Source organism: Crossiella sp. NPDC003009 (genome assembly GCF_053591555.1).
In genome coordinates this window covers 85,187-106,656 of the sequence record NZ_JBSFUA010000010.1, presented here as the reverse complement: position 1 = coordinate 106,656, position 21,470 = coordinate 85,187, and the positions used below count along the sequence as shown (strand labels likewise).

The 21,470-nt window shown below is 73.7% G+C and carries 4 protein-coding genes and 1 pseudogene; all 5 read left to right on the top strand.

The window, feature by feature from the left end; genetic code table 11:
- Positions 1 to 6 precede the first annotated feature (6 nt).
- The 5 genes and pseudogenes from ACWDY5_RS13880 to ACWDY5_RS13860 all read left to right on the top strand — a co-directional run bounded on the left by ACWDY5_RS13880 (position 7) and on the right by ACWDY5_RS13860 (position 21,449).
- Positions 7 to 5,148, top strand: coding sequence for an SDR family NAD(P)-dependent oxidoreductase (locus ACWDY5_RS13880; protein WP_449722574.1), 5,142 nt, complete (start codon positions 7 to 9; stop codon positions 5,146 to 5,148).
- A gap of 11 nt (positions 5,149 to 5,159) precedes the next feature.
- The gene (locus tag ACWDY5_RS13875) at positions 5,160 to 15,383 is read left to right on the top strand and encodes a type I polyketide synthase (protein WP_449722573.1); all 10,224 of its coding nucleotides are present in this window, start codon (positions 5,160 to 5,162) and stop codon (positions 15,381 to 15,383) included.
- Positions 15,384 to 15,415: 32 nt separating this feature from the next.
- Positions 15,416 to 19,486: pseudogene (locus ACWDY5_RS13870) on the top strand (type I polyketide synthase); the annotation flags it as partial.
- A 14-nt stretch (positions 19,487 to 19,500) separates the two neighbouring features.
- Positions 19,501 to 20,271, top strand: a complete 771-nt coding sequence (locus ACWDY5_RS13865) for a thioesterase II family protein (RefSeq protein ID WP_252478949.1) — start codon at positions 19,501 to 19,503, stop codon at positions 20,269 to 20,271.
- Entirely contained in the window at positions 20,271 to 21,449 is a 1,179-nt protein-coding gene (locus ACWDY5_RS13860) for a cytochrome P450 family protein (protein ID WP_449722572.1), read from the top strand. The genes ACWDY5_RS13865 and ACWDY5_RS13860 overlap by 1 nt, the downstream gene beginning before the upstream one ends.
- Positions 21,450 to 21,470 lie beyond the last annotated feature (21 nt).

The window sequence follows — 21,470 nt, the reverse complement described above, 5'->3', positions numbered from 1 at the left end:
GAGCTTGTGGAGACCAAGATGGCTACCCCGACCGACAAGGTCGTCGAGGCCCTGCGCGCCTCGCTCAAGGAGAACGAACGCCTGCGTCAGCGCGAGGCGACCACCCGCGAACCCCTGGCCATCGTCGGCATGAGCTGCCGGCTGCCCGGCGGCGCGGACAGCCCAGAGGCCCTGTGGCGGCTGCTCACCGGCGGTGTGGACGCCGTCGGCGGCCTGCCGGAGAACCGGGGCTGGGACCCCGCCTCGATCTACGACGCGGACAGCACCGGCCCGCAGGCCACCGAGGCCGGCTTCCTCTACGACGCCACCGAGTTCGACGCCGGCTTCTTCGGTATCTCCCCGCGCGAGGCCGCCGCCATGGACCCGCAGCAGCGCCTGCTGCTGGAGGCGTCCTGGACCGCGGTCGAGCACGCCGGGATCGACCCGAACTCCCTGCGCGGCAAGGCGGTCGGCGTGTTCGCTGGTGTCTCCGGCCAGGGTTACGGCGTTGGCCTGCAGCAGGCGGGCACCGGCTCCGAGGGCTACTTCCTCACCGGCGGCGCCACCGCGGTCGCCTCCGGCCGGATCGCCTACACCCTGGGCCTGTCCGGTCCCGCGGTCACCATCGACACCGCCTGCTCCTCCTCGCTGGTCGCCCTGCACCTGGCCGCGCAGTCGCTGCGCACCGGCGAGTGCGAGCTGGCCCTGGTCGGCGGCGTCGCGGTGATGGCCACCCCCGGCGCGTTCACCGAGTTCTCCCGGCAGAGCGGCCTGGCCCCCGACGGCCGCTGCAAGTCCTTCGCCGCCGCCGCGGACGGCGTCGGCTGGGGCGAGGGCGTCGGCGTGCTGCTGGTGGCACGCCTCTCCGAGGCCCAGCGCCGCGGCCACCGCGTGCTGGCCGTGGTCAAGGGCAGCGCGATCAACCAGGACGGGGCCTCCAACGGCCTCACCGCCCCCAGCGGTCCCGCCCAGCAGCGCGTCATCCAGGCCGCCCTCGCCAACGCTCGACTGTCCACTTCGGACGTGCACGTGGTCGAGGCGCACGGCACCGGCACCACCCTCGGCGACCCGATCGAGGCCCAGGCTCTGCTCGCAACCTACGGCCAGGACCGGGAAACCCCGCTGTGGCTGGGCTCCCTGAAGTCCAATATCGGCCACACCCAGGCCGCCTCGGGCATCGCTGGGGTGATCAAGATGGTGCTGGCGCTCAACCACGGCGTGCTGCCGCGCACCCTGCACGTGGACGAGCCCTCGCCACACGTGGACTGGTCCGCCGGATCGGTCGCGCTGCTCACCGAGGAACAGCCGTGGCGGGACAGCGTGCGCCGGGCCGCGGTGTCCAGCTTCGGCGTCAGCGGCACCAACGCCCACGTCATCCTGGAACAGGCCCCCGCCGCCGAGCCCGCCGAACGCAGCCCGGTCCCGTCGATCGCGCCGGTTCTGCTGTCCGCCAAGGGACTCGACGCGCTGCGCGCCCAGGCCGCCAACCTGCGCCAGGTCGACGCGCCACTGGCCGACCTGGCCTACTCGACCCTGACCAGCCGGGCCAAGCTCAGCGACCGCGCGGTGATCCTGGCCGACAGCAAGGAAACGCTGACCGCGGCGCTCACCGCCCTCGCCAACGGCGAGCAGGCGCTCGGCCTGGTCCAGGGCACCGTGGCCGAGGGTCGCACCGCGTTCCTCTTCTCCGGCCAGGGCTCCCAGCGCCTGGGCATGGGCACCGAGCTGGCCGCCCGCTTCCCGGTCTTCGCCGACGCCTTCGACGCTGCCTGCGCCGAGCTCGACCGGCACCTGTCCCGCCCGCTGCGCGAGGTCCTGGACACCGAGGAGCTGCACCAGACCGGCTACACCCAGCCCGCCCTGTTCGCCATCGAGGTCGCGCTCTACCGCCTGGTCGAGTCCCTCGGCCTCACCCCCGACGTGGTGGCCGGGCACTCCATCGGCGAGCTGGCCGCCGCGCACGTGGCCGGGGTGTTCTCCCTGGCCGACGCCGCCAAGCTGGTCGCCGCCCGCGGCCGCCTGATGCAGGCCCTGCCCGCCGGTGGCGCGATGGTGGCGGTGCAGGCCAGCGAGGACGAGGTCGAGCTGACCGACGGAGTCGCCATCGCCGCGGTCAACGGCCCGGACTCGGTGGTGCTCTCCGGCGAGGAAGCCGCGGTGCTCGCCCTGGCCGAGCGGTTCGCCGCGCAGGGCCGCAAGACCCGGCGGCTCACCGTGAGCCACGCCTTCCACTCGCCGCTGATGGACGGCATGCTCGCCGACTTCCGCGCCGTCGCCGAGACCATCTCCTACGCCCTGCCGAATATTCCGCTGGTCTCCACCCTCACCGGCCAGCCGGTCTCCGCCGAGCTGACCAGCCCGGAGTACTGGGTGCGGCACGTGCGCGAGGCGGTCCGCTTCGCCGACGCGCTGCGCTGCCTGGCCGAGGACGAGGTGCGCACCTTCCTGGAGATCGGCCCCGGCGGCGTGCTCTCCGCGCTGGGCCAGGAAACCCTGGACGCCGCCTTCCTGCCGCTGCTGCGCAAGGACCGCGCCGAGCCCGAGGCCCTGCTCACCGGCCTGGCCGAGGCCCTGGTCCGCGGCGCCGAGGTCGATCTGTCCACTGTGGCCGGTGGCCGCCGCATCGACCTGCCCGGCTACCCCTTCCAGCGCCAGCACTACTGGCTGGACGGCGCGGCGCTCGCCGACGCCGCCGGGCTCGGGCTGACCGCGGCCGAGCACCCGCTGCTCGGCGCGGCCCTGCCACTGCCCGGCAGCGACGGGTTCGTCTTCACCGGCAGCCTGTCCCTGCGCACCCACCCCTGGCTGGCCGAGCACACCGTGCTGGACACCGTGCTGCTGCCCGGCACCGCCTTCGTCGACCTGGCCCTGCACGCCGGTCGCCAGGTCGGCGCGGACACCGTGAGCGAACTGACGATCGAGGCCCCGCTGGTGCTGCCCGCCGATGGCGCGGTCCAGCTCCAGCTCGCGGTCACCGCCCCCGACGAGACCGGCCGCCGCGGCCTGACCCTGCACTCCCGCACCGGCGAGACCTGGCTCCGGCACGCCAGCGGCATCCTCACCACCGACAGCGCACCGGCCACCGCCGAGAACGCCTGGCCGCCCGCCGACGCGGTGCCACTGGACGTGTCCGACCTCTACGACCGGGTCGCCGAATGGGGCTACGACTACGGCCCCACCTTCCAGGGCCTCAAGGCCGCCTGGCAGCACGGCGACGACGTGCTCGCCGAGGTCGCCCTGCCGGACAACGACGGCGCGCGCTTCGGCGTGCACCCAGCCCTGCTGGACGCCGCCCTGCACGCGGTCGGCCTGGGCACCCTGATCGCGGACACCGGCCAGGCCCGGCTGCCGTTCCTGTGGAACGACGTCAGCCTGCACCAGCCCGGCGCCTCCACCGTCCAGGTCCGGCTCACCCCGGTCGCCGCCGACGCCGTCTCGCTCACCCTGTCCGACCCCACCGGCGCACCGGTCGCCTCGATCGGCTCCCTGGTGCTGCGACCGGTCTCCGCCGAGGCGCTGCGCACCGCGCGGGACAGCCAGGACTCGCTGTTCCGCGTCGATTGGACTGAACTGTCCACAGCGGACGGTGAGCTGGCCGACGCGGTGGTGGTGCACAGCACCGAGTCCGAGGTGCGCGCGGCCACCGCGCACATCCTCAAGGCGGCCCAGGACTTCCTGGCCGATCCGGAGCTGGCACTGTCCCGGCTGGTCGTGGTGACCGCCAACGCGGACACCGACCTGGCCGCGGCCGCGGTGCACGGCCTCATCCGCGCCGCCCAGGCCGAGGAGCCCGGCCGGTTCGTGCTGGTCGACACCGACAACCCGGACCTGGTCGCCGCGGCCGTGGCCACCGGCGAGCCCGAGCTGCGGGTCCGCGCGGACAAGGTGTTCGCGCCACGACTGGCCCGCGCCACCGGTTCCGCGGCCCAGCTGACCGGACCGGTCCTGGTGACCGGGGCCACCGGCAGCCTGGGCGCGCTGTTCGCCCGCCACCTGGTCACCGGCCACGGCGTCCGCGACCTGGTGCTCACCAGCCGCCGCGGCCTGGCCGCCCCGGGCGCGGCTGAACTCCGCGACGAGCTGGTCTCCTTGGGCGCCAACGTCACCGTCGCCGCCTGCGACACCGCTGACCGCGACGCCCTGGCCGCCCTGCTCGCCGAACATCCGGTCAACGCGGTGGTGCACACCGCGGGCGTGCTCGACGACGGCATGCTCACCGCGCTCACCCCCGAGCGCCTGGACACCGTGCTGCGCCCCAAGCTCGACGCCGCCCGCAACCTGGCCGAGCTGACCGACCCGGAGACCACCCTGGTGCTGTTCTCCTCGGCCGCGGCCACCTTCGGCAACGCGGGCCAGGGCAACTACGCCGCCGCCAACGCGGTGCTGGACTCCTTCGCCCGTGCCCGCGCCGCCCAGGGCAGGCCCACCGTCTCGCTGGCCTGGGGCCTGTGGGCGCAGGGCATGGCCGACGGCGTGGACTCCACCCGGCTCACCAGGGGCGGCGTCGACGCACTGTCCACAACGGACGGGCTGGCGCTGTTCGACGCCGCGCTCGGCTCCGGCGAACCGGTGCTGGTGCCGATGCGCCTGTCCACCAAGACCAGCCGGGACGAGGTGCCGCCGCTGCTGCGCGGACTCATCAAGGCCAAGCCGCGCAAGGCCGCCGACACCGGTGACCTCCGCCAGCGGCTGGCCGGACTCGACCCCGACGACCGGGCCACCGCGCTGATCGACCTGGTGCGCGCCAAGGCCGCCGCCGTGCTCGGCCACGGCTCCGCCGGTGCGGTCCAGGAGAGCAGGGCCTTCCAGGACCTGGGCTTCGACTCGCTGACCGCGGTCGAACTGCGCAACCAGCTCACCGCGGCCACCGGCTTGCGCCTGCCGGCCACCCTGGTCTTCGACTACCCCACCCCGGCCGCACTCGCCGGCTACCTCCTGGAGGAGCTGCCGATCGAGCAGGCCGCGCCACCGGTGCTGGCCGAACTGGACCGGCTGGCGGCCAGCCTGACCGCGCTCACCGGGGACACCCGCGCCGAAGCCGTCGCGAAGCTCAGGGCACTGCTGTCCACTGTGGACGAAACGCCCGACCAGACCCCCACCGCCAAGCTCGACCTGGCCACCGACGACGAGCTGTTCGCCCTCGTCGACTCCGAGCTCGGCGTCCACTGACCGCAGGTCGTGTGTGGTGGATCTTGCACGCGATCGCCGGGCCCAGGCCGCCCCTGGCGGCGCTGCCGGGGCAACCGAGTACGCCCAGCACGAGGCTGCCCCGGCAGCACCGCCAGGAACGACCTGAACTCCGACGCTCACGCACAAGATCCACCACACACGACCTCACCATTACTGACCGAGGGGGCGGCATGTCGCCGACGACTGAGGACAAGCTCCGCGACTACCTGAAGCGGGTCATCGCGGACCTCCAGCAGACCAAGGCGCGCCTGCACGAGGTGGAGGCCGAGGACCGCGAGCCGATCGCCATCGTCGGCATGGCCTGCCGCTACCCCGGCGGGGTCAGCTCGCCGGAGGACCTGTGGCGGCTGGTGGCGGGCGGCGGCGACGCGATCTCCGGCTTCCCGGCCAACCGCGGCTGGGACCTCAACGCCCTCTACCACCCCGATCCCGAACACCCCGGCACCTCCTACGTGCGGGAGAGCGGGTTCCTGCACACCGCTGACGAGTTCGACCCCGGCTTCTTCGGCATCTCCCCGCGCGAGGCCCTGGCCATGGACCCGCAGCAGCGCCTGCTGCTGGAGACCGCCTGGGAGACCTTCGAGCGCGCCGGCATCGATCCGGCGACCGTGCGCGGCAGCCGCACCGGCGTGTTCGCCGGGCTGATGTACCACGACTACGCGGCCCGCCTGCACAGCGTGCCCGCCGGGGTCGAGGGCTACCTCAGCACCGGCAACTCCGGCAGCGTGGTCTCCGGCCGGGTGTCCTACACCCTTGGCCTGGAAGGGCCTTCGGTCACCATCGACACGGCCTGCTCCTCCTCGCTGGTCGCGCTGCACCTGGCCGTGCAGTCCCTGCGCAACGGCGAGTGCACCCTGGCGCTGGCCGGTGGCGTGGCGATCATGTCCACCCCCGGCGCGTTCGTCGAGTTCTCCCGCCAGCGCGGCCTGGCCCCCGACGGCCGCGCCAAGTCCTTCGCCGCGGCCGCCGACGGCACCTCCTGGTCCGAGGGCGTCGGCATGCTGCTGGTGGAACGCCTCTCCGACGCCCAGCGCAACGGTCACCCGGTCCTCGCGGTGGTGCGCGGCAGCGCGGTCAACCAGGACGGCGCGTCCAACGGCCTGACCGCCCCCAACGGCCCGTCCCAGCGCCGCGTCATCCGCGCCGCCCTGGCCAACGCGCAGCTCACACCGTCCGAAGTGGACGCGGTGGAGGCGCACGGCACCGGCACCGTGCTCGGCGACCCGATCGAGGCCCAGGCCCTGCTTGCCACCTACGGCAAGGAGAAGTCGGCCGACCAGCCGCTGTGGCTGGGCTCGCTGAAGTCGAACCTGGGCCACACCCAGGCCGCGGCCGGGGTCGGCGGCATCATCAAGATGGTGATGGCGTTGCGGCACGGGGTGCTGCCGAGGACGCTGCACGTGGACGAGCCGACGCCGCACGTGGACTGGTCGGCGGGCGCGGTGTCGCTGCTGACCGAGGCGCGCGAGTGGCCGGAGACCGGCCGGCCGCGTCGGGCGGCGGTCTCGTCCTTCGGCGTCTCGGGCACCAACGCGCACACGATCCTGGAGCAGGCCCCGGTCCCAGCTGCGGCCGAGGCTGGCACCCCGGCCCCGCTCGCCTCCGCCGCCACAAGCGCCGCCCAAGCCCCGGCAGCATCCGCGACCCCGGCCGCTGCCTCCGCTGCCCAGGTCCCGGTCGGCCTCGCTGTCCAGGCCGAAGCCGCCGTTGCCTCCGCGCCGGTGCTCCCCTTGGCCCTCTCCGCCCGCGGCCCCGAAGCCCTCCGCGCCCAGGCCAGCAACCTGCTCTCCTTCCTCGACGCCAACCCCGGCCTCCCCCTGGCCGACCTGGGCCGCGCGCTCGCCCTCGGCCGCTCCGCCTTCGAGAACCGCGCCGTCGCCATCACCCGCGACCGCGCCGAGCTCCGCACCGCCCTCACCGCCCTCGCCAACGCCGAACCCGCCGCCAACCTGGTCACCGGCGACAGCATCGGCACCGGCAAGGTCGTCTTCGTCTTCCCCGGCCAGGGCTCGCAGTGGCTGGGCATGGCCGTCGAGCTCCTGGAGACCTCCCCGGTCTTCGCCGCCCGCCTCACCGAATGCGCCGAAGCCCTCGCCGAGTTCACCGACTGGGACCTCCTCGACGTCCTGCGCAGCGGTGACTTCGAGCAGGTCGACGTGGTGCAGCCCGCGCTGTGGGCGGTGATGGTCTCCCTGGCCGCGCTGTGGCGCGCCAACGGGGTCGAGCCTGCCGGAGTGGTCGGCCACTCACAGGGTGAGATCGCCGCGGCCGCGGTCTCCGGCGCGCTGTCGCTGCGGGATGCGGCCAAGGTGGTTGCCCTGCGCAGCAAGGCGATCCGGGCTCTCGCGGGCAAGGGCGGCATGATGTCGATCTCGCTGCCCGTGGCCGAGGTCGAGGCCCGGCTGGCCCGCTGGGACGGGCGGATTTCGGTGGCCGCGGTCAACGGCAGCGCCTCCGTGGTGGTCGCCGGCGATCCGGACGCCCTGGAAGAGCTGTTCATCGACTGCGAGACCGCGGAGATCCGGGTCCGCAAGATCCCGGTGGACTACGCCTCGCACTCCGCGCACGTGGAAAGCATCCGCACCGAACTGCTGACCGTCCTCAGTGGACTGGAGCCGCGCGCGGCGGAGATCCCGTTCTACTCCACCGTCTTCGCCGAGCGTTTCGACACCGCTCGACTGGACGCCGAGTACTGGTACACCAACCTGCGCCAGACCGTCCGGTTCGAGGAGACCGTCCGGCTGCTCGGCGAGTCCGGGTTCCGGTTCTTCGTGGAGGCCAGCCCGCACCCGGTGCTCACCTTCGGCATCCAGGAGACCGTGGAAGCGGCCGCGGTCGGCTCGCTGCGCCGGGACGAGGGCGGCCTGGACCGCTTCCTGACCTCGCTGGCCGAGGGCCAGGTCCGCGGCCTGCCGGTGCGCTGGGAGACCCTGTGGGGCGGCTCGGCGCACGTGGACCTGCCCACCTACGCCTTCCAGCGCAAGCGCTACTGGCTGGAGGACGGCGCCCCCGCCGTCGAGCACACCACCGACCCGGCCGACGCCGAGTTCTGGACCGCCGTCGAGACCGAGGACCTGGACACCCTGGCCGCCACCCTCGGCGCCGAGGCCGAGGCGCTCACCGGCGTGCTGCCGGTGCTCGCCGCCTGGCGCCGCCAGCGCCGCGAACAGTCCACTGTGGACGGCTGGCGGTACCGGGTGGAGTGGCGGCCGGTCACCCTGCCCGCCGCCCCGTTCACCGGCGACTGGCTGGTGGTGCAGCCCGAGGGCCACACCGAGACCGTGCTACCCAGCGCGCGGGTGCTGGAGATCGGCGGCTCCCTGGACCGCGCCGTCCTCGCCGATCGCCTGGCCGCACTGGACTTCGCGCCCACCGGGGTGCTCTCGCTGCTCGCCCTCGACGAGTCCCCGCTGGCCGAACACCCGCTGCCCGCCGGGCTCGCGGGCACCGTGGTGCTCACCCAGGCCCTCGGCGACGCCGGCATCACCGCCCCGCTGTGGTGCGCCACTCGCGGCGCGATCTCCACCTCCGCCACGGATCTCCTGCGCAGCGCCACCCAGGCTCAGGTCTGGGGCCTCGGCCGGGTCATCGCGCTGGAGCACCCCGAGCGCTGGGGCGGCCTGGTCGACCTGCCCGAACGCCTCGACGAGACCGCGGTCAACCGGCTGCACGCCGTGCTCGCCGCGGCCGAGGAGGACCAGGTGGCCATCCGCGCCGCCGGGATCTTCGCCCGCCGCCTCGCCCCCGCCCCGCTCGGCTCGGCGAGTCCGGTCCGCAGCTGGCAGCCCACCGGTACCGCACTGGTCACCGACGGCTCCGGCGCGCTCGGCTCCCTGGTGGCGAAGTGGCTGGCCCGCAACGGCATCGAGCACCTGGTGCTGGCCGGTCAGCACGACCACACCGCCGAAGACCTGCGCGCCGAACTGCAAGCCGACGGTGTCACGGTCACCCTGGCCGCCTGCGAGGTCGGCGACCGCGCCGCGCTGCGCACCGTGCTCGCCGAACACCAGCCGGCCACCGTGGTGCACGCCCCGCCGGTGGTGCCGCTGAAGTCCCTGGCCGACAGCGACCTGGGCTCCTTCGCCGCCGTGGTCAACGCCAAGACCGCGACCGCCACCCACCTGGACGCCCTGCTCGACGACTCGGTCGAGACCGTGGTCTTCTGCTCCTCGGTCGCCGGGATCTGGGGCGGCGGCAACCAGAGCGCCTACGCCGCGGGCACCGCCTACCTGGACGCGCTGGCCGAAGCCCGGCGTGGCCGCGGCCTGCCCGGCGTGGCGATCGCCTGGAGCCCGTGGGACGGCGGTGACACCACCACCGAGGACAGCTACGGCGAGTTCCTGCGCCGCCGTGGCGTCACCGCGATGGACCCCGAGCTGGCGCTGTCCGCGCTGCGCCAGGCGATCGAGCACGAGGAGCCGGTGCTCACCGTCGCCGACATCGACTGGGACCGCTTCGTCCCCGGCTTCACCGCCGCCCGCGCCAGCCACCTCTTCGACGAGATCCCGCAGGCCCGGCCCGAAGTCGAGCCCGAGGCCGTCGAAGCCTCCCCGCTGGTGCAGCGCCTCACCGGACTTTCCGAGGCGGACCAAGGGAAACTCGTCCTCGACCTGGTCCGCACCCAGCTCGCCGCCGTGCTCGAACACGCCTCCCCGGAGGCCGTCGACGTCAACCGCGCCTTCCGCGAGCTCGGCTTCGACTCGCTCACCGCGGTCGACCTGCGCAACCGGCTCAACACCGTCACCGGCCTGACCCTGCCCGCCACCCTGGTCTTCGACTACCCGACCGCCACCGTGCTCGCCGAGCACCTGCGCGGCGAGCTGATCGGCCACGCCGCGCAGATCGCCGGACCGGTGGTCACCGCGGCCGCCGACGACGAGCCGATCGCCATCATCGGCATGGCCTGCCGCTTCCCCGGCGGCGTGACCAGCCCGGAAGCGCTGTGGCGGCTGGTCGAGTCCGGTGGCGACGCCATCACCGGCTTCCCTGCTGACCGCGGCTGGGACCTGGACGCGCTGATCGACCCCAACGGACGCACCGGAGCCAGCTACGTCGGCCACGGCGGCTTCCTGCACGAGGCCGGCGAGTTCGACCCGGCCTTCTTCGGCATCTCCCCGCGCGAAGCCCTGGCCATGGACCCGCAGCACCGCCTGCTGCTGGAAACCTCCTGGGAGGCCTTCGAGCGCGCGGGCATCGACCCCGACTCCCTGCGTGGCAGCCGGACCGGTGTGTTCGCCGGCACCAACGGCCAGCACTACGCGCCGCTGCTCGCGGGCGCGCCGGAGAACCTGTCCGGCTACCTGGCCACCGGCAACGGCGCGAGCGTGCTCTCCGGCCGGGTGTCCTACACCTTCGGCCTCGAAGGCCCCGCGGTCACCGTGGACACCGCCTGCTCCTCCTCGCTGGTCGCCCTGCACTGGGCGGTGCAGGCCCTGCGCAACGGCGAATGCTCCCTCGCCCTGGCCGGCGGCGTCACGATCATGTCCACGCCGGACATGTTCTTCGAGTTCAGCCGCCAGAACGGACTGGCCCGCGACGGCCGCTCCAAGGCCTTCGCCGCCGCCGCGGACGGCTTCGCCCTCGCCGAGGGCGTCGGCATGCTGCTGGTGGAACGCCTCTCCGACGCCCAGCGCAACGGCCACCCCATCCTGGCCGTGGTCAAGGGCAGCGCGGTCAACCAGGACGGCGCCTCCAACGGCCTCACCGCGCCCAACGGCCCGTCCCAGCAGCGCGTCATCCGCCAGGCGCTTGCCAACGCCGGACTGTCCACTTCGGACGTCAATCTGGTGGAGGCGCACGGCACCGGCACCACCCTCGGCGACCCGATCGAGGCCCAGGCGCTGATCGCCACCTACGGCCAGGACCGGGACCGCCCGCTGTGGCTGGGCTCGCTGAAGTCCAACATCGGGCACACCCAGGCCGCCGCCGGGGTCGCCGGCGTGATGAAGAGCGTGCTCGCCATGCAGCACGGCCTGCTGCCCAAGACCCTGCACATCGACGCGCCCAGCCCACAGATCGACTGGTCCGCCGGTGCGGTCTCGCTGCTCACCGAGGCCCAACCTTGGCCGGAAGGCGTGCGCCGGGCCGCGGTGTCCAGCTTCGGCATCAGCGGCACCAACGCGCACGTCATCATCGAACAGCCGCCCGCGACCGACACCCCCGAGCAGTCCACTGTGGATGGACCGGTGCCGGTGCGGCTCACCGCCCGCACCCCTGAGGCCCTGCGCGGACAGGCCCGCGCGCTGTCCGCACACCTGGCCGCACACCCGGACACCGGTCTCGCCGACCTGGCGCACTCCCTGCTCACCGCCCGCACCGCCTTCGACCAGCGCGCCATCCTGGTCGCGGACAACACCACCGAGCTGAGCACCGGCCTGGACGCGCTCGCCAACGGCGAACCGTGGCCCGGCCTGACCACTGGCGTGGCCGCACCGGGGGAGAAGGTCGCGTTCGTCTTCCCCGGTCAGGGATCGCAGTGGCTGGGCATGGCCGTCGAGCTGGCCGAGACCAACGCGGTCTTCGCCGAGCGGCTCGGCGAATGCGCGGGCGCGCTCCGCGAGTTCACCGACTGGGACCTGCTGGAAGTGTTGCGCGGCAATGGCCCCGGCTTCGACCGGGTGGACGTGGTGCAGCCCGCGCTGTGGGCCGTCATGGTCTCCCTGGCCGCACTGTGGCGCAGCTTCGGCGTCGAACCCTCGGTGGTGGTCGGCCACTCCCAGGGTGAGATCGCCGCGGCCGCGGTCTCCGGCGCACTGTCCCTTCAGGACGCCGCCCGGGTGGTTACCCTGCGCAGCAAGGCGATCCGGGCACTGGCCGGCAAGGGCGGCATGATGTCGGTGCCGCTGCCGGTCGCCGAGGTCGAGGAACGACTGGCCCGCTGGGACGGCCGCATCTCGGTCGCCGCGATCAACGGCACCTCCTCGGTGGTCGTCGCCGGTGAGCCGGACGCGCTGGACGAGCTGTTCGCCGAGTGCGAGGCCGGGAACATCCGGGCCCGCAAGATCCCGGTCGACTACGCCTCGCACTCCGCCTACGTGGAGGAGATCCGCGAGGAGATCCTGCGCGTCCTGGCCCCGATCCGGCCGCGCGCCCCGGAGATCCCCTTCCACTCCACCGTCACCGGCGAGCTGGTCGACACCGCGACACTGGACGCGGAGTACTGGTACACCAACCTGCGCCAGCCCGTCCGGTTCGCCGAGGTCACCCGCGCGCTGGCCGCACAGGGCTACCGCTACTTCGTCGAGGCCAGCCCGCACCCGGTGCTCACCGTCGGCCTGCAGGAGACCCTGGAAGCGGCTGGCAGCAACGCCGTCACGCTCGGCTCGCTGCGCCGGGAGGAAGGCGGGCTCGCCCGGTTCCTGCTCTCCCTCGGTGAAGCCGCTGTGCGCGGCCTGCCGGTCGACTTCGGCCGGCTGCTCACCGGGGCCAGGCGGATAGACCTGCCCACCTACGCCTTCCAGCGCGAGCGCTACTGGCTGGACACCCCGGTCCGCTCCGGTTCCGACGCCGCCGAGCTCGGCCTGACCGCCGCCGAGCACCCGCTGCTCGGCGCCGCGATCACCCGGCCCGGCAGCGAGGAGCTGCTGTTCACCGGCCGGATCTCGGTGCGCAGCCACCCGTGGCTGGCCGACCACGCCGTGCTCGGCTCGATCCTGCTGCCCGGCACCGCCTTCGTCGAGCTCGCCCTGCACGCCGCCATCGCCGCGGGCTGCGACCGGGTGGAGGAGCTGACCCTGGCCGCGCCGCTGGTGCTGCCCGAGGACGGCGCGGTCCGCCTGCACCTCACCGTCGGCGAACCGGAGGACTCCGGCGCCCGCGCGCTGACCGTGCACTCCCAGACCGGCGAGGACGAGCCCTGGCAGCTGCACGCCAGCGGCACCCTGCTGCCAGGCCTCGGCACCCCGGTCGCGGTCGGCGCCTGGCCGCCCGCGGGCGCGGAACCCGTTGCCCTGGACGACCTCTACCACCGGCTCAGCGAGGCGGGCTACGACTACGGCCCCAGCTTCCAGGGCCTGCGCGCCGCCTGGACCAAGGGCGGCGAGGTCTTCGCCGAGGTCACCCTGCCCGAAGACCACCACGACAACGCCTTCGCGCTGCACCCGGCCCTGCTGGACGCGGCGGTGCAGGCCATCGGCTTCGGCGGCTTCTTCAGCGCAGACCAGGCCCGGCTGCCCTTCGCCTGGACCGGGGTCAGCCTGCACGCCACCGGCGCGACCAGCCTGCGGGTGCGACTGTCCAAGGTGGACAACGACGGCATCGCGCTGGCGGTGACCGACCCCGAGGGCAACCCGGTGGCCACCGTCGACTCCCTGGTGCTGCGCGCCCTCTCCGCCGACGCCCTCGGCGGCGGGCACCACGACTCGCTGTTCCAGCTCGACTGGGTCACCGTGCCCGCACCCACCACGCCGCTGGGCCGCGCCGCCGTGCTCGGCGACGCACTGGGCGTCGCGGCCGGTCTGCGCGCCGCAGGGGTCCGGGTGCAGGAGCACACCGGACTGGCGGAACTGACCGAGGTTCCCGAGCTGGTATTCCTGCCACTGGCCACAGTGGACGGACCCATGGCCAAGGTCGCGCACACCACCACCCTTATCGCCCTGGAAGCGGCACAGGGGTGGCTGGCCGACGCCCGCTTCGCCGGCTCCCGCCTAGTGGTGGTCACCAGGGGCGCGGCCGCGGACGTGACCGATCCAGCCGCTGCCGCGGTCTGGGGCCTGATCCGCTCGGCGCAGGCCGAGGAACCGGGCCGGTTCCAGCTGCTCGACCTGGACGGCCCCGACTCCGCCCGGCAGCTCGCCGCCGCCGCGCAGACCGGCGAACCGCAGCTGGCCATCCGGCAGGGCAAGCTCACCGCACCCCGCCTGGCCCGCGTGGCCAAGACCGCCGCCGCCCCGACGGTAGGCGGATCCGCGCTGGTCACCGGCGGTACCGGCACCCTCGGCGCGCTGGTCGCCCGGCACCTGGTCACCAGCCGGGGCGTGCGGCACCTGGTGCTCACCAGCCGCAGCGGCCCGGCCGCCCCCGGCGCGGCGGAACTGCACGCGGAGCTGACCGCGCTCGGCGCGCAGGTCCGGATCGAGGCCTGCGACGCCGCCGACCGGGACGCGCTGGCCGCGCTGCTGGGCACCCTTGATCAACCCCTGTCCACCGTGGTGCACGCGGCAGGGGTGCTCGACGACGGCGTGCTCTCCGCGCTCACCCCTGACCGGCTGGCCGCGGTGCTGCGGCCCAAGGTGGACGCCGCGGTCAACCTGCACGAGCTGACCGGCGAGGTCACCGAGTTCGTGCTGTTCTCCAGCGCCGCCGCCACCTTCGGCGGCGCTGGCCAGGGCAACTACGCCGCGGCCAACGCCTTCCTGGACGGACTCGCCGCCTACCGCCGTGAGCTGGGCAAACCAGCCGTGTCCCTGGCCTGGGGCCTGTGGGCGCAGGCCAGCGGCATGACCGGCCACCTGGACGAGGCCGAACTGGGGCGGCTGGCCAGGGCCGGCATGGCACCCCTGTCTTCAGAACAGGGGTTGGCACTGCTGGACGCGGCCAGCACAGTGGAATCGGCGGTGCTGGTGCCCATCGGGTTGGACACCACGGCGCTGCGGGCACAGGCCGAGGTGCCCGCCCTGCTGCGCGGGCTCGTCCGCAAGCCCGGTCGCCGAACGGCGGCCGGCGCGGCCCCGGACGCCACGGCGCTCACGCAGCGACTGCACAGCCGCACCGGCGCCCAGCGGCGCGAGGTGCTGCTGGACCTGGTCCGCGGGCAGGTTGCCGCGGTGCTGGGGCACTCCTCGCCGGACGCGGTCGAGGAGAGCAAGGGCTTCCTGGAGCTCGGGTTCGACTCGCTCACCGCGGTCGAGCTGCGGAACCGGCTGAACGCGGCCACCGGCCTGCGCCTGGCCGCCACGCTGGTCTTCGACCACCCGACTCCGGAGGCGCTGGCCGCGCACCTGGACGACAGCGTGCCCCAGTCCACGGCCCCGGCGGGCGGCAGTCCGCTGCTGGCCGAGCTGGACCGGCTGGAGGCCAGCCTGTCGGTGATCGTGCCAGACGACCTGTCCGGGATCGCCCCGGACGAGGAGTCCCGGGCGCACATCACCCTCCGGCTGAAGTCCTTGCTGGCCAAGTGGACCGAGGCCAACGGCACCCCGGCCGCCGAAGACCTGGAAGCGGCCACCGACGACGACCTGTTCGACCTCATTGGCAAGGAGTTCGGAATCTCGTAACGGGGATTCCTACTGGGGAGAAGGGAACCACAGTGTCCAATGAGGACAAGCTCAGGCACTTCCTCAAGCAGGTCACCGCGGACCTCCGGCAGACCCGCCAGGAGCTGACCGAGGTCCGCGCGGCCGAGCACGAGCCGATCGCCATCATCGGCATGGCCTGCCGGTACCCCGGCGGCATCGGCTCACCGGAGCAGCTGTGGGACCTGCTGGCCGAGGGCGGGGACGCGGTCACCGGGTTCCCGGCCGACCGCGGCTGGCCCGACCTGCTCGACGACGACCCGTCCGCCACCGGCCGCACCTACACCGGCCACGGCGCGTTCCTGGACGGCGTCGCCGACTTCGACCCCGCCTTCTTCGGCATCTCCCCGCGCGAGGCCCTGGCCATGGACCCCCAGCAGCGCCTGCTGCTGGAGACCTCCTGGGAGGCCTTCGAGCGGGCCGGCATCGACCCGGCCACCTTGCGCGGCAGCAAGACCGGCGTGTTCGCCGGGGTGATCTACAACGACTACGCCGCCCGCCTGCACGAGGTCCCCGAGGGCGTCGAGGGCTACCTCGGCACCGGCAACTCCGGCAGCGTCGCCTCCGGCCGCATCGCCTACACCCTCGGCCTGGAGGGCCCCGCGCTCACCATCGACACCGCGTGCTCCTCCTCGCTGGTGGCGCTGCACCTGGCCGCGCAAGCCCTGCGCAAGGGCGAGTGCACGCTGGCCCTTGCCGGTGGCGTGACCACCATGGCCACCCCGCAGATCTTCGTCGAGTTCTCCCGCCAGCGCGGCCTGGCCACCGACGGCCGCTGCAAGGCCTTCGCCGACGCCGCCGACGGCACCGGCTGGGGCGAGGGCGTCGGCCTGCTCCTGGTCGAACGCCTCTCCGACGCCCAGCGCAACGGCCACCCGATCCTCGCGGTGCTCAAGGGCAGCGCGGTCAACCAGGACGGCGCCTCCAGCGGCCTCACCGCCCCGAACGGCCCGTCCCAGCAACGCGTCATTCGCGCCGCCCTCGCCGACGCGCAGCTCACCCCCGCCCAGGTGGACGTGGTGGAGGCGCACGGCACCGGCACCCGCCTCGGCGACCCGATCGAGGCGCAGGCGGTGCTCGCCGCGTACGGTCAGGAGCGGGAGCGCCCGCTGTGGCTGGGTTCGGTGAAGTCGAACATCGGGCACACCCAGGCCGCGGCCGGGGTCGCCGGTGTGATCAAGATGGTCATGGCGATGCGGCACGGGGTGCTGCCCAAGACGTTGCACGTGGACGAGCCCTCGCGGCAGGTGGACTGGTCGGTGGGCGCGGTGTCGCTGCTGACCGAGCCGCAGCCGTGGACAGGGGAGGTGCGACGGGCCGGGGTGTCCAGCTTCGGGGTGAGCGGCACGAACGCGCACGTCATCCTGGAACAGGCACCGGCGGCCGTGGAAAATGAGACCAGCGCCGCCGCCCAGCCCGCGGCCGCCATGGCCACCGCGCCGACCGCTGCCGCCGCGCCCGCCGACGCTGCCACGCCCACCGCGCCGACCGCTGCCGCCGCGTGCACCGTGCCCGCCGAAGCCACCGCGCTGCCCTTCCTGCTCTCCGGCAAGACCGCCGCCGCCCTCCGCGCCCAGGCCACCCGCCTCCGCGACCACCTCGCCAAGCACACCCCCGCCCCGCTCGACCTCGCGCACACCCTCACCACCCGCAGCGCCTTCGAGCACCGCGCCGTCCTGATCGGCGACCTCACCGCCCTGGACGCCCTCGCCACCGACGAGATCACCCCCGCCCTGGTCCGCGGCAGCGCCGCCCGGCCAGGCAAGGTCGTCTTCGTCTTCCCCGGCCAGGGTTCCCAGTGGCGGGGCATGGCCGTCGAACTCCTCGACTCCTCCCCGGTCTTCGCCGCCCGCATCGCCGAGTGCGCCGACGCGCTCCAGGAGTTCGTCGACTGGAACCTGCTGGATGTCCTGCGCGACAACGACTACGACCAGGTCGATGTGGTCCAGCCCGCGCTCTGGGCGGTCATGGTCTCCCTCGCCGCGGTCTGGCGGTCGCACGGTGTCGAGCCTGCCGGAGTGGTCGGCCACTCACAGGGCGAGATCGCCGCCGCCGCGGTCTCCGGCGCGCTGTCCCTCCGGGATGCGGCCAAGGTGATTGCCCTGCGCAGCAAGGCGATCCGGGCACTGGCGGGCAAGGGCGGGATGATGTCGATCCCACTGCCGGTCGCCGAGGTCGAGGCGCGGCTGGCCCGCTGGGACGGGCGGATCTCGGTGGCCGCGGTCAACGGCGCTTCCTCCGTTGTGGTGGCCGGGGATCCGGACGCGCTGGAGGAGCTGTTCACCGACTGCGCCGACACCGACGTCAAGGCCCGCCGGATCCCGGTGGACTACGCCTCGCACTCCGCGCACGTCGAACAGATCCGCGAGGAGCTGCTGACCGTCCTCAGTGGACTGTCGCCGCGCACCTCGGACATCCCGTTCCACTCCACCGTCACCGCGGGCCCGATCGACACCGCCGCGCTGGACGCCGAGTACTGGTACACCAACCTGCGCCAGACCGTGCGCTTCGAGGAGACCGTGCGCGGGCTGCTCGCCACCGGGCATCGCACCTTCATCGAGACCAGCCCGCACCCGGTGCTCGCGGTGGGCATCCAGGAGACCGCCGACCGGGCCGAGACCCCCGCGGTCACCGTCGGCTCGCTGCGCCGGGAGGAGGGCGGGCTGCTGCGGCTGCACACCTCCCTCGCCGAGGCCTGGACCCGGGGTGTGCCGGTGGACTTCGCGCCCGCGGTCCGCGGCGGCAACCGGGTCGAGCTGCCCACCTACGCCTTCCAGCACCAGCGGTACTGGCTCGAACCCGCCGCGGGCATCACCGCGGACGAGCAGTTCTGGACCGCGGTGGAGAACCAGGACCTCACCGCCCTCGCCGAGCTGCTGCCCGGACTGGCCGCGCAACGCCGCGCCAAGCCGGAACCGGCCGCCCAGCCCGCGCCCGAACCTGGGTTCGCCGAACGGCTGGCCGCACTTGAACCGGCCGAGGCCCAGCGCCGCCTGCTGGACCTGGTCCGCGGGCACGCCGCCGCCGTGCTCGGCCACGCCGCCGCCGAGGACGTGGCCACCGACCGCGCCTTCCTGGAGTCCGGCTTCGACTCGCTCACCGCGGTCGAGCTGCGCAACCGGCTGACCGCGGCCACCGGCGTCCAGCTCGCGCCCGGCCTGCTGCTCCAGCACCCCACCCCGGCCGAGCTCGCCGCCCACCTGCGGGAGCGCGTCAGTGCCAACGAGACCCCGGTCCAGAAGTCCAGCACCCTGGCCAACCTGTACCAGGAGTCCGTCCGAAGTGGACGGATCGCCCAGTTCATGGACCTGCTCGCCGACACCGCCGCGTTCCGGCCCAGCTTCGACGAGACCAGCGACCGCGCCGACCTGGTCCGCCCGGTCCGGCTGGCCGCCGACGGCGACGGACCGGTGCTCATCGGGTGCAGCGGCACCGCGGCCATCTCCGGCCCGCACGAGTTCGCCCGGCTGGCCACCGCCCTGCGCGGCCAGTGTCCGATGGCCGCGCTGCCGCTGCCCGGTTACCTCGACGGCGAACCCCTGCCCGCCACGCTGACCGCCGCCTTGAGCCTGCAGGCCGAGGCCGTGCTGGCCCACGCCGACGGCCGCCCGTTCGTCCTCATCGGACACTCCGCGGGCGCGATCCTGGCGCACCAGCTCGCCGTGCACCTGACCGAGGGCGGCACCCCGCCCGCCGGACTGGTGCTGCTGGACGTCTACGAACCCGACCACAGTGGCCCGATCGGCGTGTGGCAGCGGGAGATGACCGAATGGATGCTCGGCAACCAGGGCGACTACGTGACCGCTGACGACACCCGGCTCACCGCCATGGGCGCCTACTACCGGCACCTCGCCGGGTGGCAGCCCAGCGCACTGCCCGTGCCCACCCTGCTGGTGCGGGCCAGCGAGCCGATGGGGGAGTGGACCGGCGAGGCGGACTGGCGCTCGCACTGGCCCTTCCCGCACGCCGTGGCCGATGTGCCGGGCAACCACTTCACCATGACCCAGCAGCACGCCGGGGCCACCGCACAGTCCATTGTGGACTGGCTCGCCTCGTCCGTCACCGTCGCCGGAAACGCGAAGTAAGAACAGGAACCACGATGACAGCAGACACCGGCGACAACGGCCTCTGGCTGCGCCGATTCCACCCCACCGAGGACAGCAAGGTGCGGCTGGCCTGCTTCCCGCACGCCGGTGGCGCGGCCAGCTACTACTACCCGTTCTCGGCCGCGCTCACCCCCTCCATCGAGGTGCTGGCCGTGCAGTACCCGGGACGGCAGGACCGGCGGCTGGACCCGCGGATCGAGAACGTGCAGGAGTTCGCCAGGGAGATCGTCAAACCCCTGCTCGCCTGGACCGACCAGCCGCTGGCGCTGTTCGGGCACAGCATGGGCGCGAGCATCGCCTTCGAGGTCGCCACCCTGCTGGAGCAGGAGTTCGACGTGGTCCCGGCCGCGCTGTTCGCCTCCGGCCGCCGCGCCCCCTCCCGGCACCGGGACGAACGCGTGCACCAGCAGAGCGACGACGGCATCGTGGCCGAGCTGCAACGCCTCTCCGGCACCGACTCCGCGCTGCTGGGCGATGAGGAGCTGCTGCGCATGGTGCTGCCCGCGATCCGCAGCGACTACAAGGCCGCCGAGACCTACCGCTGGCAGGGCGGGGTGCCACTGTCCTGCCCGATCACCGCGATCGTCGGCGAGGCGGACCCCAGGGTCAACCTCGACGAGGCCACCACCTGGGGCGAGCACACCCGCGGCGAGTTCGCGCTGCGCACCATGCCCGGTGGCCATTTCTACCTCAACCACCACCAGTCGGACGTCGTCAACGAGATCTCCGACCAGCTCATCTCCTTCTGCGCCAAGGAGGCGTGATGTCCGACCGCACGCCGAGCCAGCTGGGCCTGCACCTGCAGATGACCCGAGGGCTCCAGTGGCACTTCGGCACCACCGGCGACCCGTACGCGCTCATCCTGCGCGCCCAGGCCGACGACCCCACCCCGTTCCACGCCATGGTCCGCGAACGCGGTGTGCTGCACCAGAGCCTGCTCGGCGCGTTCGTCACCGCCGACCCCGGCCTGGGCCGCACCATCCTCACCGACCCGAGGCTGGGCCTGCGCAAGGCCGACGGCGAACCGCCGGTGCCGCAGGTGCTCCCGCTGGACGAGACCTTCCTCGGTCTTGGCGCGGCCGAGCACGCCCGGATCACCGAGCGCGCCGCGAACCTGCTCAGCGAACAGGCCGTGCACATCCACGAACCGCACGTCCGCCGCCTGGCCGAGGCCAGGATCGGCAACCGGGACAGCCGGTTCGACCTGGTGACCGACTTCGCCGCGCCGCTGGCGGTGGACCTCACCGCGGACCTGCTCGGCATCCCCGACGCCGACCGCGCGCACTTCGCCAGCCTGTGCGCCGACCTGCGGCCCACCCTGGACTCCCTGGTGTGCCCGCAGCCGCTCGGCCCGACCAGGGCCCTGCTGGCCGCACTGGCCAACGTGACGAAGCTGTTGTCCGACATGGGCTGCACGGTGCCCGAGGCCCGGCACGCCGCGGTGATCACCGCCACCGCCGGGGTGGAGATCGGCACCACGCTGCTGGTGAACGCGGTGCACGCGCTGCTGGCCCACCCCGAGCAGTGGGCGAAGCTGGCCGGCGACCCCGGCCTGGCCGCCGACGCGGTCACCGAGACGCTGCGCTACGACGCCCCGGTCCAGCTGCACACCAGGGTCGCCCTGGCCGACACCGAGTTCGCCGGCATCGAGATCCCCAAGGACAGCCAGCTGGTGGTGCTCGCCGGGGCCGCGGGCCGCGACCCGGGGCTCTACGCCGACGCCGACGAGTTCGAGCTGACCCGCGCGCCCGGTCCCGCGCCGCTGTCCTTCACCGGTGGATTCCACTGTGGACTGCTGGCCCCGCTGCTGCGGGTGCAGGCCGAGACCGCGCTGCGGGTGCTCGCCGAACACGCCCCCAAGCTGCGCCAGACCGGCAAGCTGTTGCGCCGCAGGCGCTCCCCGGTCCTGCGCGGCCCACTCAGCCTCCCCGTCACGGCCTAGCCGCCCCCGCTTCGGAAGGAG

Excerpts from the sequence above, each read along its gene's own strand:
- ACWDY5_RS13865 (WP_252478949.1), top strand. The coding sequence starts at position 19,501 with ATGACAGCAGACACCGGCGACAACGGCCTCTGGCTGCGCCGATTCCAC.
- ACWDY5_RS13860 (WP_449722572.1), top strand. The coding sequence starts at position 20,271 with ATGTCCGACCGCACGCCGAGCCAGCTGGGCCTGCACCTGCAGATGACC.